This is a genomic window from Capnocytophaga canis (genome assembly GCF_043187445.1).
Classification (GTDB): domain Bacteria; phylum Bacteroidota; class Bacteroidia; order Flavobacteriales; family Flavobacteriaceae; genus Capnocytophaga; species Capnocytophaga canis.
This window is the reverse complement of record NZ_CP171121.1, coordinates 98,701-116,183: the sequence shown is the minus strand read 5'-3', so window position 1 is coordinate 116,183 and position 17,483 is coordinate 98,701. Positions and strand designations below refer to the sequence as shown.

13 protein-coding genes are annotated in these 17,483 nt (G+C 35.7%); 7 read left to right on the top strand and 6 right to left on the bottom strand.

The window, feature by feature from the left end:
- Window positions 1-13 precede the first annotated feature (13 nt).
- The 4 genes from ACF3OB_RS00500 to ACF3OB_RS00485 form a co-directional block, all read right to left on the bottom strand.
- Complete coding sequence (locus ACF3OB_RS00500) at window positions 14-1,303, bottom strand: hypothetical protein (RefSeq protein WP_392447872.1); 1,290 nt, start codon at window positions 1,301-1,303, stop codon at window positions 14-16.
- A 1-nt stretch (window position 1,304) separates the two neighbouring features.
- Complete coding sequence (locus tag ACF3OB_RS00495) at window positions 1,305-1,739, bottom strand: DUF1573 domain-containing protein (RefSeq protein WP_392447870.1); 435 nt, start codon at window positions 1,737-1,739, stop codon at window positions 1,305-1,307.
- Entirely contained in the window at window positions 1,739-2,914 is a 1,176-nt protein-coding gene (locus ACF3OB_RS00490) for a hypothetical protein (protein WP_392447869.1), read from the bottom strand. Before ACF3OB_RS00490 ends, ACF3OB_RS00495 begins: the two co-directional genes overlap by 1 nt.
- A 102-nt stretch (window positions 2,915-3,016) precedes the next feature.
- Window positions 3,017-3,325, bottom strand: coding sequence for a hypothetical protein (locus tag ACF3OB_RS00485; RefSeq protein ID WP_392447866.1), 309 nt, complete (start codon window positions 3,323-3,325; stop codon window positions 3,017-3,019).
- A gap of 272 nt (window positions 3,326-3,597) precedes the next feature.
- Here ACF3OB_RS00485 and uvrA point away from each other — a divergent pair, with 272 nt between their 5' ends.
- The 7 genes from uvrA (at window position 3,598) to ACF3OB_RS00450 (ending at window position 13,867) form a co-directional block, all read left to right on the top strand.
- On the top strand, window positions 3,598-6,429 hold the full coding sequence (uvrA, locus tag ACF3OB_RS00480; protein ID WP_095893096.1) for an excinuclease ABC subunit UvrA: 2,832 nt from the start codon (window positions 3,598-3,600) through the stop codon (window positions 6,427-6,429).
- Between the two features lie 83 nt (window positions 6,430-6,512).
- Window positions 6,513-7,787, top strand: coding sequence for a DUF819 domain-containing protein (locus tag ACF3OB_RS00475; RefSeq protein WP_392447863.1), 1,275 nt, complete (start codon window positions 6,513-6,515; stop codon window positions 7,785-7,787).
- A gap of 28 nt (window positions 7,788-7,815) precedes the next feature.
- Entirely contained in the window at window positions 7,816-8,535 is a 720-nt protein-coding gene (locus tag ACF3OB_RS00470; RefSeq protein ID WP_042343159.1) for a DUF4369 domain-containing protein, read from the top strand.
- A gap of 5 nt (window positions 8,536-8,540) precedes the next feature.
- Window positions 8,541-9,233, top strand: coding sequence for an SIR2 family NAD-dependent protein deacylase (locus ACF3OB_RS00465; protein WP_095893098.1), 693 nt, complete (start codon window positions 8,541-8,543; stop codon window positions 9,231-9,233).
- Between the two features lie 108 nt (window positions 9,234-9,341).
- Window positions 9,342-9,815: a Dps family protein gene (locus ACF3OB_RS00460; RefSeq protein WP_042005975.1), complete on the top strand. Its 474-nt coding sequence runs from the start codon at window positions 9,342-9,344 to the stop codon at window positions 9,813-9,815.
- Between the two features lie 185 nt (window positions 9,816-10,000).
- Window positions 10,001-10,669 carry a PAS domain-containing protein gene (locus ACF3OB_RS00455; protein ID WP_042005977.1) on the top strand — a complete coding sequence of 223 codons (669 nt, stop codon included), beginning with the start codon at window positions 10,001-10,003 and terminating at the stop codon, window positions 10,667-10,669.
- A 435-nt stretch (window positions 10,670-11,104) separates the two neighbouring features.
- Entirely contained in the window at window positions 11,105-13,867 is a 2,763-nt protein-coding gene (locus tag ACF3OB_RS00450) for a sodium-translocating pyrophosphatase (protein ID WP_095893099.1), read from the top strand.
- A gap of 161 nt (window positions 13,868-14,028) precedes the next feature.
- On the opposite strand, the gene recG is transcribed toward ACF3OB_RS00450, so the two are convergent.
- Together recG and ACF3OB_RS00440 are read right to left on the bottom strand one after the other, a co-directional pair.
- Window positions 14,029-16,149, bottom strand: coding sequence for an ATP-dependent DNA helicase RecG (gene recG / locus ACF3OB_RS00445; protein ID WP_042009222.1), 2,121 nt, complete (start codon window positions 16,147-16,149; stop codon window positions 14,029-14,031).
- Window positions 16,150-16,183: 34 nt separating this feature from the next.
- Window positions 16,184-17,440, bottom strand: coding sequence for a dihydroorotase family protein (locus tag ACF3OB_RS00440; protein WP_212895467.1), 1,257 nt, complete (start codon window positions 17,438-17,440; stop codon window positions 16,184-16,186).
- Window positions 17,441-17,483 lie beyond the last annotated feature (43 nt).

Here is a 17,483-nt window from a genome sequence, read left to right as displayed (position 1 = left end):
AAATCGTATTATATTATTTCATATCTCTATCTCTAATTTTTTTGAAATATTCCATAGTAGGGATGACTCTGTCTATTATGTATTTGTAATTTTCGCCTTGTTTGTTGAATAAATTTTCGGGGGAATCAGTTGCTTTCCTAAAAAAGGCATCTAACGACATGCCTTCAGCCATTTTATTTAAATCATCATAGGTTGTGGTGTTTTCAATGGGGTATTTCTTCCAAAATTTGGAATCATATTTCAGCGATGGATACAGATACATTTCACTTAAGAAGCCGTGTCTGCCGTCATATTCATTTTTCACAGGAGTGATGTGCGTCAGTTGTATGTGTGTTTTTTGACTAATCACTTCTCTTGTCAAAGCAAATTGGTGGTATGAAATTTTGGAAGGGTAGTGATATTCCCCAATAATTACATATTCAACGGTTAAAATATGCCGAGAGACATTATCTTCATCAAATGAAGCGGTTTCTTTGAATATTTTATTATTTTCATCTAACCATATTTTTCCGCTCATGTTAGAACATTTTCCCATAATGGTCGATATTTCTTTCACTTGCTTGTATTCCAAAATTGTATGAGCATTTTCGGTAAGATACTCATCATCAACCTTTTCAAAAACAAACTTAGAGGTGTTTTTTTCAAATAGCGGGTGTGTTAATTTTAACATGGAAAATCCATAGAAGTACAAAGGAGATTTAAAAAGTATACCATTGTTTTTAAGCGTTTTATCTGTTTCTAAAAGCATTTTTTCGGGGCTACGGCGTATTTGCTGTGGGATGTTAAAACCGATACAAAAAGGATTTTTTCGCACGTCACCAAGCAACATAGTTTGCCCTACAATTTCAGAATACCCCACAAGCGTACCTTTTTTGTTGTAAAATCGGGCTGTTCCATGTGATTTTGCCCAAAAATCGGGAGTTACGTAGTAGGATTTTTTCTTTTCAAAGTCCTTAACTTTTTCCAACACATTCCAAACTTTTTCGCCTCCCTGATAAATATTTACTTCACTTAGTTCATTCACTCCAAGTTCCAAATGGTATTGATGACCAATTTCATTTCCAAAAAGGCATAGTGTTTTGTAGGAAATATGACTGAAACAAATGCGGTCGTTGGTAGTGATTTCATCTCCTTCAAAACTGAAAAAACCATCGTCATCGGTAGAGGCTACTACCTTATCATTCACGGAAATATACACCCCATAAATCGGGGCATTGGTTTTAGCATCCAATACATGTCCTTCATATTTACTCTGAGAGAATAGAGGAGAAGAAAAAAGTAAAATAATAAAAATAAGTTTCATATTAATCATTGGTTACGACAGTAAAATCAATTTCTAAATTATAGAATTTCTGCTTTCCGTTGGTAGTTAAAACCGTATTAACATTGTGGTTACCTACTTCTTTGTCAGAGGTTTCAACAATCATTTGAACAGAAATCGTATCAGTTGGTTGAATTTCTTTTTTGGAAATTAGCACTTCTGTACAATTGCATGAAGCGTCATTTCCTAAAATGCGAACCATTTCAGTTCCCGTGTTTGAAAGAATGAATCTTTGAACCAAACGCTCTCCTTTTTTAACGTTTTGAATTTTAATGCGATTTCTTTTGGGTTCTAAAACACCCGCCGATACCTCATATTCAACAGAGTTTGAAGCCTGTTTTACAGAGCCTGTTTTTGTTTTTTTCTCTTGGCAGGAGATTAATAAAAATAAGACAATAAAGAAATATATGTATCTCATTACGAAAATTTAACTTTATAAACTATTAAAAAATCTATATCAGGGTCTTGTGGCGTGACGCCGTAGAACATACCGTTGGAATATCCTATAATTTCAAATCCTTTAGGTACGTCTAAATCTGCTATCAATTGATGGTTTTTGTAAATTTGCAATCCATGGTTTGTTGCACCTTTACCTTTAGAATAACCTCTGAAAATCAGCTGTTTTTCAGGGAAATATTTTAAAAACGTGTAGTAACCATACGTTGCATAATCGCTTTTCCAATTCTTATGACCTTCCTCAGAGGTGTTGGTACGGCGATAATCTGTTTTCATGTCCCGTCCTGCCTTTCCAAATTTTCCTTTGATTTTATCCTCTTGTTTACTGTAAAGATAAATGTCAGGATCAGGCCAAAAATTGATATATACATCATCTATTTTTTCATAGGTATCATAGTTTAAATATTGAAAATTAGGGATGTTTTGTTGAGATAAATATACGGGAGAGTGTCTACCTAAAATTTTCTCAAACTTTCCTGTTCTTAAATTTATGATTCCGAAACAACGTGCGTAGTTATAGTATAATTCTGACTTTTCTGATGTGCTGTATCCATTCAAGAATGCGTGTTTTGAAAAAATAGAACAAACCACTCTGTCCTCATCCCATCGTTTGAAGGTATTAGGTCTAACGCAGTCAAAACTGTACGAATCTGCCAATGTAACCATAGGTTCGTGCCATAATTCTTCGTAGGTTCTTGTACTGTTGTTGTCTATCCTAAAAAATTTCTTTTTTTGAAATTGAGTGTCGAATATGTCAATTGCCCAATTGTTTCCATTCATCGTAGCGAATTCGTCTTCACCAAATGTCAGATAATCGATGTAAAATACTTCATTAGGTCCTCTTCCTTTTCCTGCGTGTCGCTGTACAAATTCCCCTTCATTCGTAAATTGAAAAATATAGGAAAAGCGTTCGTCTACGAAATAGAGTGTATCTTTCCACATCAAAAATTTTCCGACATAGGATGTTCCTTCGGGGTTCATCTTCAGTGTGTCTAACGTAAAAGAATGATATTGAATATCTTCTTTCTTTGAAATATCCACCGTATTATAAAATTCTCGTGAATTAGGTTCATTGCCCTCCGATGTTGATTGGCAACCGAATAATAATAAAAGGGATAGGAATAGTAAATATCTCATACTCATTGTGTTTTTCCAAAAAAGAGGAGATGAAAATTGTGAATTTTCAAAACATATAGTTTACGATGATTCAAGTAAATAATCAGCTCCTCTTGGTAAATGTTAATTAATTTCTGAACTTACGGTATCTCCTCCTCCTGAATTAGCACATTTTCCCGTTGCTTTTTCAAATTCAGCACACCCTTCATCACAATCAGATATTCCACATTCGATATAATTCTGATTAGGTGTTCTTTTCTTACATTTATCTCCATCACAATGGCACAAATCAAAAATAATTGGAGTTGCTGACACCTCTGTGTCGGATAAAAAATTAGTAAATCTTACATCAGATTTGACGTATTTCACAATACCGTAACCGCTTAGAGCTATCATCCCAATAGCTAATAAGCAAAATTTTAAAAACTTCATGGTAATATTTATTTTGATAATTAATGCAAAGTTAATTGTTTATTTCTATTAAACAAAAATAATATGTTAAAATTTGTGTTAAAAAAGGTGTTTAATATAGAAAATCAATGACTGCTTTATGCTTTTAACTTTCCGAATAGTTTCCAAAAAATGTTTTTATACATTTATAATCTAAGAGTTGTATATGAAAAAAAACAGCCAAATATTAAGAATTTTACCATCTGTCATAACAGAAAAAATCACTATCTTTGTCCCCTTAACTTTTTCGGTGAATGGAAGATAAAATAGAAGTAAAAGGAGCGAGGGTGCATAACCTTAAAAATATAGACATCAGCATTCCTCGTGAGCAATTAGTTGTCATTACAGGGCTTTCAGGTAGTGGGAAATCCTCATTGGCGTTTGATACTATTTATGCGGAGGGACAACGTAGGTATATCGAAACCTTTTCTGCATATGCGCGTCAGTTTTTGGGAGGGTTGGAACGTCCCGATGTTGATAAGATTGATGGACTTTCGCCTGTGATTGCCATTGAACAGAAAACTACTTCAAAATCACCACGTTCCACTGTTGGAACAATCACTGAGATATATGATTTTTTGCGATTACTTTTCGCCAGAGCTTCTGATGCGTATAGCTATGCTACGGGTGAAAAAATGGTCAGCTACAGCGACGCTCAGATTCAGGAACTGATTATTGAACATTATAAAGGAAACAAAATCAGTATTTTATCTCCTGTGGTACAATCCCGAAAAGGGCATTATCGTGAACTTTTTGAGCAAATCGCCAAACAAGGATTCGTAAAGGTGCGTGTTAATGGCGAGATTCTTGACCTTCAAAAGGGAATGAAACTTGATCGTTACAAAACTCATGATATTGAAATCGTGATAGATAGGCTTTCCATAAGCAATGATGAAACTACCGAGAAAAGACTCCAAGAAACCATAAAGACTGCCATGCACTACGGAGATGGCGTATTGATGGTTTTAGAACATCAAGATAATAAAATACAGTACTTTAGCCGTAATTTGATGTGTCCTACAACGGGAGTTTCCTATCCCATGCCCGAGCCGAATACTTTTTCGTTCAATTCTCCTAAGGGAATGTGTCCACATTGCAATGGTTTGGGTGAAGTGCATGAGGTAAATCAACGAAAAATTATCCCCGATCCAAAAATATCCATAAAAAATGGAGCTATTGTCGCTATTGGGGAACAAAAAAATACGTGGATTTTTAAGCAGTTAGAACTCATTTTACAGAAATTTGGAGCGAAAATGTCCGATGCTGTCGAGAGTTTACCTCAAGAGGCGATGGATATTATCCTTAATGGTGGAAAGGATAAATATGCTATAAAGTCAGATGTGTTGGGGATCACTCGTGAGTTTGAGTTTGATTTTGAGGGGATTGTGAAATTCATCGCCGATCAGTATGAAAATTCAGATTCCGTTTCGATTAAACGTTGGGCATTTGAATTTATGGATACACTCCCCTGTGGAGAGTGTAACGGAACGCGTATCCGAAAGGAGGCTTTATTCTTTAAAGTGAACGAAAAAAACATAGCTGAACTGTCCGCAATGGACATTTTAGAGTTGTTGGCATGGTTCGAGAATCTTCCTAAAAAATTAACTAAAAGGCAGTTGCAGATAGCCTCAGAAATCATTAAGGAAATTTCAAATAGGTTACAGTTTTTAGTAGATGTCGGTTTGACCTATTTGTCGCTCAATCGCAGTTCCAAATCCTTGTCAGGAGGAGAATCGCAACGCATTCGTTTAGCAACACAAATAGGGTCGCAACTTACGGGAGTTTTGTACATTTTGGACGAGCCAAGCATCGGCCTACATCAGCGAGATAATCAGCGGCTAATTAATTCATTAAAATCTCTACGCGACATTGGAAACTCAGTCATTGTGGTTGAGCATGACGAAGAGATGATTTTAGAAGCCGACTATGTGGTTGATATTGGGCCAAAAGCAGGAAAAGACGGCGGACAGATCATTTTTGAAGGAACTCCTCAGCAGATGATGGATGCCAAAACCACCACTGCCGATTATATCAGTCGCCGAAAACAAATTCATATCCCAGAAAAACGACGTAAAGGAAATGGCAAGTCATTGATTTTAAGTGAATGTTCAGGGAATAACTTAAAAAATATTACGGTAACTTTTCCTTTGGGGATGATGATTGGTGTTACAGGAGTTTCGGGAAGTGGTAAATCAACCCTAATTAATGAAACACTTTACCCGATTTTGAACGCTCATTTTTTCAATGCCGTAAAAAAACCGATGCCTTACAAAAAAATAGAAGGCTTGGAACATATCGATAAGGTAATTGCCATTGATCAGTCGCCCATTGGACGCACACCTCGTTCCAATCCAGCGACTTACACAGGAGTTTTTAGTGAAATACGTACTCTCTTCACACAAACCCCCGAAGCGATGATTCGTGGTTATAAACCAGGGCGTTTTAGTTTTAACGTTAAAGGAGGACGTTGTGAAACCTGTGAAGGATCAGGACTTAAAGTTATTGAAATGAATTTTCTTCCCGACGTATATGTTGAGTGCGAGACTTGTAAAGGAAAGCGTTTCAATCGCGAAACTTTAGAAGTACGTTACAAAGGGAAATCCATAGCTGATGTATTGGATATGACCATTGCCGAAGCTGTCATTTTCTTTGAAAATATTCCCAAAATTTACCGAAAACTAAAAACCATTGAAGAGGTTGGCTTGGGATATATCACCTTAGGACAGCAATCAACTACCCTCTCCGGAGGTGAGGCTCAGCGAGTAAAATTAGCAACCGAACTATCCAAAAAAGATACTGGAAACACCTTCTATATATTAGATGAACCTACCACAGGATTGCATTTTGAGGATGTAAACGTGCTTTTGCAAGTTCTTGATAAATTGGTTGATAAAGGAAATACCGTTTTGGTTATTGAACACAACATAGATGTTATCAAGAAAGTTGATTATATCATTGATATTGGTTATGAGGGTGGTAAAGGTGGCGGTCAATTAGTAGCCTTTGGAACTCCCGAAGAAGTAGCTAAAGATACGAAAAGTTTTACAGCTCAGTTTTTACAGGATTTTGCTCAAAAAACATCGTAAAAGAGACTTTACTTCTGGATAGTTGTGAGAAAGTTTGTCAAAAACCAAAAAAATGGTATCTTCGCCACAAAAATAAAAAGCCGATGGAATTACCTTTTCAAAATGATGCTATTGTTTTAGGTGTGCTAATGGTATGTTTGGGAATAGTTTTTTACACATCTTCTTTAAAAACAAGGTTTTGGAAAATATTTTATACTATTTTTCCAGCCTTATTGATGTGTTACATGCTTCCCGCTATAGTTAATTCTGTAGGAATCATTTCCAGCAAGAATTCGAATCTTTATTTTGTTTCAAGTCGATATCTGTTACCTGCGACTTTAATCTTGATGACCCTAAGTGTTGATTTAAAATCAGTTTTTCGTTTGGGATCTAAGGCTCTCGTTATGTTTTTTGCAGGAACGATAGGAGTTGTTATTGGAGGGCCTATCGCTATTTTGATAGTGTCATTGATCATGCCCGAGGCTGTTGGTGGTGCGGGTTTTGATGCTGTTTGGAGAGGATTGTCCACCTTGGCAGGGAGTTGGATTGGCGGTGGTGCTAATCAGGCTGCTATGCTTGAAATATACCAATATAATCCTGAAAAATACGGAGCTATGGTGCTTGTGGATATTGTAGTGGCTAACATTTGGATGGCTTTTCTATTGTTTTTCATTGCTCGTTCTCAAAAAATAGATAAATGGCTCAAGGCCGATAATTCGTCTATTGAAGAGTTAAAACAAAAAGTAATCACTTTTAGTGAGAAGACAAAGAAAATACCAATGTTGACTGACTACAAAATCATGTTAGGAATTACTTTTGGAGGAGTAGGTCTTTCGCATTTTGGAGCTGATTTTCTTACCGATTTTTTAAAAAATAAATTTCATGTGATTGGAGATAAAACCAGTGCTCTTTCTTTTTTTGGAGATAAATTCTTTTGGATGATAACCTTTGCTACTTTAATTGGTTTAGCATTATCTTTCACAAAAGCAAAGAATTACGAAGGAGCAGGAGCAAGTAAGTTAGGTAGCGTATTCATCTATATTCTGGTGGCAACCATCGGTATGAAAATGGATCTGACTAAAATTTTTGATAACTTAGGATTGCTTCTTGTTGGAATAATTTGGATGGCGGTTCATGTAGGGTTGATGTTCATTGTAGCGAAAATTATTCGAGCTCCACTTTTTTTCTTGGCTGTGGGAAGTAAAGCAAATATAGGAGGGGCTGCTTCGGCTCCTGTAGTGGCATCAGCATTTCATCCTTCGTTGGCAACGGTAGGCGTACTTTTAGCTGTTTTAGGATATATTGTAGGGACGTACGCTGCAATGCTTTCTGCTTTCTTGATGGAGTATGTGTCTGTTACACAAGGTGTTATGAGTTGATAATAAGTGTTTAAATTTTTATATGTATATGAAAAAAATAATCTTTTTAATTGGTGTGCTGTTAGCCATAGGTTGCTCAAATTCAGGAGGTAACGAGAAAACAATGATTGTTCAAGGAAATGTTGAAGGACTCAAAAAGGGAACAATTTTCTTACAACAATTTGATGGTGAGAAACTCGTAAATATAGATTCTGTCGAAGCCAAAGGAAGCGGAGAATTTACATTTAAAAAAGAAATATTATCTCCTGAAATATTTTATATTTTTTTAGATTTAGGAAAAAACCAAGACCAGACTTTTGGTGATCGTTTGGCCTTTTTTGGAGAACCAACTACCATTACAATTAATAGTAAACATGAACTTTTTGACATTCATGCTAAAATTGAAGGTTCGGAAAGTCAAAAATTATGGGAAGAGTATTCAAAGAACATTCGTAAATTTAATATACGCAACTTGGAATTGTTGGAGATACAATTAAAATCAATTAAGGAGGGATATCAACCAAAGGCAGATTCATTAGCTAAAATCATAGAAAAGAATCAGTTAAGAAGACATTTGTATGCGTTGAATTTTGCGATAACCCATGGCGACTCACACGTCGCTCCCTATATTGTACTGACAGATGTGCCTGATACGAACGTAAAATACTTAGATTCAGTATATAATGCACTTACCCCAGAGATTACAGCCGCAAAATACGGCAAGGAATTGAAGGAATACATCAATAAGGTAAAAGAAAAAAATCAGTAATCTTTATAATGAAGAAGAAAATTGTCGTACTCACAGGAGCAGGTATCAGCGAGGAAAGCGGTATCAGAACGTTTCGTGATGCCAATGGTTTATGGGAAGGACATGATGTGATGGAAGTAGCATCTCCCGAGGGTTTTTCTAAAAATCCTTCATTGGTATTGGAGTTTTATAACCAACGTAGACGACAGCTTAAAGAAGTTAAACCTAACAAAGCACATCAGTTGTTAGTTCAGTTAGAAAATGAGTATGATGTTGTAATTATTACACAAAACGTAGATGATTTGCACGAACGAGCAGGAAGTTCCAATGTCATACATCTCCATGGAGAACTATTAAAATCAAGAGGCGTAGATAATGATGCAGAGATTTTCGACTGTCAGGACGATATTCTTCTCGGAGATTTGAGTCCATCGGGAGTGCAATTGCGTCCGCATATTGTTTGGTTTGGAGAAGATGTTCCTTTAATAACAAAAGCGATTGAGCAGGTGGAAACTGCTGATATTTTCCTGATTGTAGGAACCTCACTGCAAGTCTATCCCGCCGCAGGATTGATACACTATACGCAACCAAAAACTCCCGTGTACTATGTAGATCCATTTCCACAGATTCAGTCTAATAAACAGCTGACAGTAATAGCACAGAAAGCATCTTCAGGAGTACAAAAAGCAATAGAAACAATCAAATCACATATTATCTAATATGGGTTCCTCTATATCAATATAAAAAAAATCAATAGAGAAAGTATGTTTTCAAAAATAAATAACACTACCTTTGCAACAGAAATCAAAATGTAAATAAAAAGGATTATGAATTATAATGTATTAGGACTTGAAAAGTCAAAAGCAGAAAAAGTAGCCAATGAATTGAACGTTTTATTAGCAAATTTCCAAACTTATTATCAAAATTTGAGAGGTTTGCATTGGAATATCAAAGGAAAGAATTTTTTTGTACTTCACGAGAAATTTGAGGAACTCTATGATGGAGTGCAATCCCAAATCGATGAGATTGCAGAGCGCATTTTAACCTTAGGATTTACACCTTTACATACATTGGAGGCATACGTTAAACATTCAACAATTACTGTTGGAAAAGATGTTTCCGATGATGTTGAGGCAGTTAAATTGGTTATCAATAACTTAGCTGAATTATTGAAGTTTGAACGAGGTTTGTTAGAAACTTGTAATGAAGCAGAAGATGAAGGAACCATAGGTTTGGTAGGTGGATTTATTCCTGAGCAAGAGAAAACGATTTGGATGTTAAGAGCTTACATCAATGCGTAAAATTATAAAAACTATCTAAAAAAACTTTTTAGATAGTTTTTTTTGTTTACTGATAATCAGTTGAATAATTCAAAAAAATATGTTGCAACAAAAAAATATTTTTCTCTTTCGTTTTTTAGTAATTTAATTTTTTATATTCTGAATATATTTTTGTACATTTGTATCGGATTATAAAAGAAAAAATTATGTCAGAGCAAGTAAATAGACCAACTCCTGTTAATGAGGAGATTGCTTGGGATAAAACAAGGACGATTGTCAGCACCACTGATAAATTCGGTACTATTACCGATGTGAATCAAACGTTTTTGGATGTTTGCGAATATACTCCTTCTGAGCTGTTGGGTAAACCACACAACATTATTCGCCATCCTGATATGCCTAAAATCATTTTTAAAATCACTTGGGATAATATTAATGCGGGTAGAAATTTTCACGCTATTATCAAAAATTTGACCAAAACAGGAAAATACTATTGGGTGATTACAGATTTTGAGGTAGGAAGAAATATCTTAGGTGAGGTTGTTAGCATCATGGCAAGACGAAGATCTGTACCTGAACATGTGATTAAGGAACATATAGAGCCTCTTTATCAGACTTTATTAAAGTTAGAGAAGATCGGAGGTATGGAATTGAGTAACCGTTACTTCAAAGGATTCCTAGAAAAGCATGGCAAATCATACATAGAATTTATTATGGACATCATGGATGAAAATAATAAAGACATTCGTTTTGAACATGAAGGAGGCGATAAGAGCATTACCACTGAAGAAATTTCTGATGATATTTTCAGTGAAGAACGAGGTGAACTATCGAAACGTAAAAGTTTCTTCGCTCGTTTGTTTGCAGCAAATTAAAATTATCCATACTCATTGAACGAAAAGGTTGTTAGGTTTTTTCCTAATAGCCTTTTCTTTATTTACTTTCATTTCATAGAATTATTTGATATTTGTATTTTTATAATAGCTTGTATAAAGTTACATAATGAAAATTTCAAAATGAATGTATGTTTTTTTTGAAAATTATTTTCCAATCTTTGCTTTATAACCTTCTATTTTCATGTCTTTTTGCTAATATAAGTGAATATATTTTATTGAAAATTAAAATAAGAATTTATTAATAATCAAATTATTAGATAAGATTTACACTGGTAGATGTTAGATAAAAGATTCTGAAATGCTTTCCATATACTTTCGAGATAATGTTAAAATTTAAGATTTTCTTTTCAATTTGATTTTAAAATAGTATTTTTACCCCCATAAACAATCAATTTTTTAGTAATTTATTTTTATATGGAAAAATACATAATTTATCTTCCTTTAGCTCTGGCAATTGTAGGGCTGTTGTTTATGATTTCCAAGTCATTGTGGATTAACAAGCAAACCACAGGCACGGAACGAATGAAAAGTATTTCTGAAAAAATTCAAGAAGGAGCAATGGCTTTCTTGAATGCGGAGTATCGTATTTTGGCTATTTTCGTTATCATTGCATCTGTAGCTCTTTTTGTGGTTTCCCGGATGGTTGAAACTTCGCACTGGCTCATTGTGGTTGCTTTTGTTTTTGGAGCGTTATTTTCTGCTTTAGCGGGAAACATAGGTATGCGAATAGCTACTAAATCCAACGTACGCACTACAGAAGCTGCTCGTACCAGTTTGCCAAAAGCATTAAAAATTTCTTTCGGCGGAGGAACAGTAATGGGCTTAGGAGTAGCAGGTTTAGCTGTTTTGGGGCTTAGTTTGTTCTTCTTGATTTTTATAAACATATTCATCACCGAAGGAGGTAATTTCTACAATGAAATGACTATCGTTTTAGAGGCTTTAGCTGGATTTTCATTAGGAGCTGAGTCTATTGCGTTATTTGCTCGTGTGGGTGGAGGTATCTACACTAAAGCGGCGGACGTAGGGGCTGACCTTGTGGGTAAAGTAGAAGCTGGAATTCCCGAAGATGATCCTCGAAACCCAGCTACTATTGCTGATAACGTAGGTGATAACGTAGGTGATGTGGCAGGTATGGGAGCTGACCTCTTTGGTTCCTATGTTGCAACTGTTTTGGCTTCAATGGTACTTGGTAACTACATTATCAAGGATATTTCAGAAGCTACTGGCATAGCTTATACTGATAATTTCAATGGATTAGGGCCTATTTTACTCCCTCTTGTGATTGCAGGAGTTGGAATCATAGCTTCTATCATTGGAACATTCTTCGTAAGTATTAAAAATAATGAGGCGAAAGAAAAACAAGTACAGCAATCGTTGAACATGGGGAACTATGTAGCATTAGCATTGACCCTCATATCTTGTTGGTTTTTGATTGATATAATGCTTCCAGATACTATTCAAATGAAATTCTTTGGAGAAGGGGTTAAGGAAATTGCAAGTAGTAATGTGTTTTTTGCAACCGTAGTAGGTTTGGCTGTAGGATTGTTGATTTCTGCCTTTACTGAACATTTTACGGCATTAGGTAAAAAACCTGTTTTGAATATAGTTCAAAACTCTTCAACTGGAGCGGCTACCAACATCATCGCAGGTTTGGCCACGGGTATGAAATCTACTTTTTCATCAGTGCTATTGTTTGCTGTGGCAATTTGGGGGTCATATGAATTAGCTGGTTTCTATGGTGTTGCGATTGCAGCCTCAGCAATGATGGCTACTACGGCTATGCAGTTGGCTATTGATGCTTTTGGGCCTATTGCAGACAATGCAGGAGGTATTGCAGAAATGAGTGAATTACCAAAAGAAGTACGCCAACGCACTGATATTTTAGACTCAGTAGGAAATACTACAGCTGCGGTTGGTAAAGGATTTGCTATTGCTTCAGCTGCACTTACGGCATTGGCGTTGTTTGCAGCTTACGTAACTTTTACAGGAATCGACGGAATTAATATATTTAAGGCAGATGTATTGGCAGCTTTGTTTATTGGAGGTATGATTCCAGTAGTATTCTCCGCTTTAGCTATGCAATCAGTAGGAAAGGCTGCAATGGATATGGTACAAGAAGTTCGCCGTCAGTTCCGTGAAATTCCAGGAATTATGGAAGGAACAGGAACACCTGAATACGGAAAATGCGTGGATATATCAACCAAAGCAGCTCTTCGTGAAATGATGCTTCCTGGAGCTATTACAATTATCACGCCTATCGTTATAGGATTTGTAATGGGGGCAGAGGCCTTAGGGGCATATATGGCAGGAGTAGCTGTTTCAGGGGTGCTTTGGGCTATTTTCCAAAATAATGCTGGAGGAGCTTGGGATAACGCTAAAAAATCATTCGAAGCAGGTGTTGAAATCAATGGGAAAATTGAGAAAAAAGGTTCAGATGCTCATAAAGCAGCCGTTACGGGAGATACTGTAGGAGACCCTTTCAAAGATACCTCAGGACCTTCGATGAATATTTTAATAAAACTAACCTGTCTGGTAGGTTTGGTTATTGCTCCTATACTCGGGGGACACACTACTACTGTGGTAGCTGAAAATAAAGTTATGGAAAAAAATGTTCCTGTAACTGAAATCGAAAATAAGCAAGATGTTACTACAAGTAATTTGGACGAAGGCTTGTTAGATGCTTACGGAAATTACAAATACAACGTAGGGGAAATCACTCCTTTGCAGTTGTCTGAAATTTCAGCAATAAATGTAGGAATAAATTCTTCAGAAAGAAAAATAGTAAATCTTTTATTGGATGAAAATTTCGATGTAGAAAGAGACTCAAAACAAAACTGGATTACGTTGGATCGTGTTTTTTTTAAATCAGGAAGTGATGAACTTATCGAAGAATCGGAAGAGCAATTGAAAAATATCGCTATGATTTTCAATACTTTCCATAAAGCAGGACTTCGTATAGGTGGGTACACTGACAATTCAGGAAATAATGAAAAAAATATAGAATTATCAGCTAAAAGAGCTGAGGTTGTAAAAGCTAAATTGATAGCTTTGGGGGTAAATCCTTCACAACTTAGTTCTGCAGGTTATGGTTCAGAACATCCTATTTGTCCTGAAAATGACACACCTGAGTGTAAAGCAAAAAACAGACGTGTAGATGTTCGTTTGACTTCCAAGTAAGTGTTCATATTATTCGAAAAAAGGAGAATTTCAAAGAGAAGTTCTCCTTTTTTTGTTATATCTTCAAGATTGGATATTCTTAAAAAAAGTCAATGTGGTAAAAAATACTGCTTTTTTACCACATTGACTTTCATCACATTGTCTATTTTAAAACTATTATTCTAACTGATATGCGTCCAAATATTTTTGTACTTGTGTAATTGTGTCAGCGTGTATGCTACCATTCTATTTTCGTTTTTTTGAATGTAAGGGTCGCTCCTGAGTAAATCGATTGCTTGATAACGAGAAGCTTTCAAGATGGATTGATCCTTTACAATGTCTGCGATTTTTAGGTTAAGTACACCACTTTGTTGAGTCCCCATCAAATCACCTGGCCCTCGTAATCGTAGATCTACTTCGGCAATTTCAAATCCATCATTGGTGTTCACCATCGTTTGCATACGTGTTTTAGAATCACTACTTAACTTTTCTCCTGTCATTAAGATACAAAAACTATGTTCGCTACCACGTCCGACACGTCCACGTAGCTGATGTAACTGCGATAGTCCAAAACGCTCCGCACTTTCAATGACCATTACGGAAGCGTTTGGTACATTTACCCCCACTTCGATTACTGTTGTTGCTACCATTAATTGAGTTTCACCTCGAACGAAACGCTCCATTTCTGCATCCTTTTCAGAAGGCTTCAATTTTCCATGGACGATAGAAACTTTGTATTTTGGTAAAGGAAATATGGATGAAATTAGTTCATATCCTTCTGTAAGATTTTTAAAATCAACAGATTCTGATTCTTCAATAAGAGGATAAACAATGTAAACCTGTCGTCCTTTATCGATTTCCTTTTTGATGAATTCGTACACTTCAGCCCGTTTATTTTCATAGTAGTGTATAGTTTTAATCGGCTTTCGTCCTGGTGGGAGTTCATCAATTACGGATATGTCTAAATCACCATATACACTCATAGCTAATGTACGTGGAATTGGAGTAGCTGTCATTACCAAAATATGAGGAGGTATGTAATTTTTTTGCCATACTTTGGAACGTTGTGCCACTCCAAAACGATGTTGCTCATCGATGATTGCTAATCCTAAGTTATTGAAAATTACCTTATCTTCAAAAATAGCATGTGTACCTATTAATATAGAGAGTTCGCCGTTTCTCAATGTTTCGGTGATGGTTTTACGCTCTGAAGTTTTGGACGAACCTGTCAATAGAGCTACTTTAATGTTCGTTTTCTTTAATAATTCGCTGATTCCCAGATAGTGTTGATTTGCTAAAATTTCAGTTGGAGCTACTAAACACGCTTGAAAACCATTATCCACAGCTAACAACATTGACATTAGGGCAACAATGGTTTTTCCTGATCCTACATCACCTTGCAACAGTCTATTCATCTGTGAGTAGGAACCCATATCTTTTCGAATTTCTTTTAAAACTCTCTTCTGTGCGTTGGTGAGAGGAAATGGTAGATGGTTATTATAGAAGTCCATAAAATATTTTCCTACTTTTTCAAATGGAAATCCTTTTATTTTTTGTTTATGTAGAAAATTTTTCTGAACCAGTTGTATTTGAATATAAAATAGTTCTTCAAACTTGAGTCGTAAGGTAGCCCTACTTAGTAATTCTTGGTTTTTTGGAAAGTGAATATTGTGTAGAGCCTCTTTTTTGGATATTAAATTCAAGGAGTTAAGGATATTTTCGGGTAAATTTTCGTAAAAAACATCACCTACTTGTTCAAAAATATGTAAAATCAGCTGACGGATGACCTTGTTTGTTATGCCTCGCTTTACTAATTTTTCGGTAGAAGGGTAGACAGGTTGAATACTGTTTCCCATAGTTTTGTTATAATCGGTTACCAAATCCATTTCAGGATGTGGCATCGAAAACGCTCCATTGAAAACATTTGTTTTCCCGAAAATTACGTAAGGCTCATTGATTTTCAGGGAGTCCCGAATCCATTTTACACCCTTGAACCAAACTAATTCAATGCTTCCTGTGTCGTCCACAAAGGTTGCCACCAAACGATCTGCATTTTTTGAGGCGTTTGAGCTTACTGTTTTTATATGTACAATTTTTCCAATTATTTGTACTTCAGTAGTATTATTAACGTAAAGTTCGTTGATTTTGTAGAATTTAGTACGGTCTATATACCGATAAGGAAATAAATTAAGTAAATCCTGAAATTGAAATATTCCTAGTTCACTTGACAATAAATCAGCTCGTTGTGAACCAACTCCTTTCAGATAAGCAATGGGTGTATGTAAAACTTCTGGATTGTTCATGCTAATTTAGGTCATTATTGTAACAATAAGGAATCTAATTAACCTCGTTGATCACTGCTTTGCCATTAGCAATACATCCAATAACTTTTCCTTGAAGGGTTTCTCCTAAGAAAGCGGAATTATGAGAACTTGATAAAATATGCTTATTTTCAAATAGATAAGTTTCATCTGTTCTAAATATTGTGATGTCAGCTTGTTGGTTTTCTGCAATGGGATGGGTTTCAATTCCAAATCGTTGACGAGCAGCGGTAAGTAGTTCAACAGCTTTTTCTAAAGGGACGTATTGATTTAAAATTCCGAAAATCGTCTCCAAGCCAATTGTTCCATAGGAAGCATGATCAAACTCTTTAAATTTACATTCAATGTCTAATGGAAAATGGTCTGAGGTTATAAAATCAATAGTTCCATCGTTGAGAGCTTCTCGCAAAGCGACTACCGTTTCCATATCTCGCAATGGAGGTAACACCTTAAAGTTCGTGTCAAAACTCGTCAGTACACTATCATCAAAATGAATGTTATGAATTGCTACACTGCAAGTTACGTCTAATCCTTTGGACTTAGCTTCCCGAATCATTACCACTGATTTTTTGGATGATATCGTCGGTATATGTAATTTTCCACCCGCATACTCTAATACTGCTAAGTCACGAGCCACACATAATTCCTCTGCCAATGCAGGAATGCCTTTTAAACCAAGTTTAGTGGCTGAAATGTGTTCATTCACAACACCTTTTCCCATTATTTTGCTGTCATTCGGAAATGAAATTACAATTCCGTCAAAGACTTGTGTGTATTGCAACGCTATTTTCAATAGATTGTTATTACTAATAGCTTTTTTGTAGTCCCCAAATGCTACCGCCCCTCCGTTTTTCATATCGAACAATTCGGCGAGTACTTCTCCTTTGCTTCCTTGTGTTAAAGCACCGATGGGATGTGCTGTAGTTAACTCGTTTTTTGTTTCATTTTTCAGATATAAAACAGCTGACTTTGTATCGGTTATAGGATTTGTTGCAGGGTTTATTAGCACATGTGTAAAACCACTTTTTGCAGCTGTTTGCATTCCGTTTGTTAAAGTTTCACGCTCCTCATATCCTGGCTCTCCAAAACAAACACTGCTGTCTGCCCATCCCGATGAAACATATACATTTTCGATGACAGTATCCACTTTTTCAGTAGATAAGTTAGGAGCTATTCGGGTAATAACTCCGTTAGTAATTAGGATATCATTTGTTTTTTGGTGAAAAACACTCTTTGGGTCAATGACAACGGCTGATTTTAGTAAAATATTCATTTCGATATGCGTATTAACTTCATTCCTTGTAGGGAATATCTGG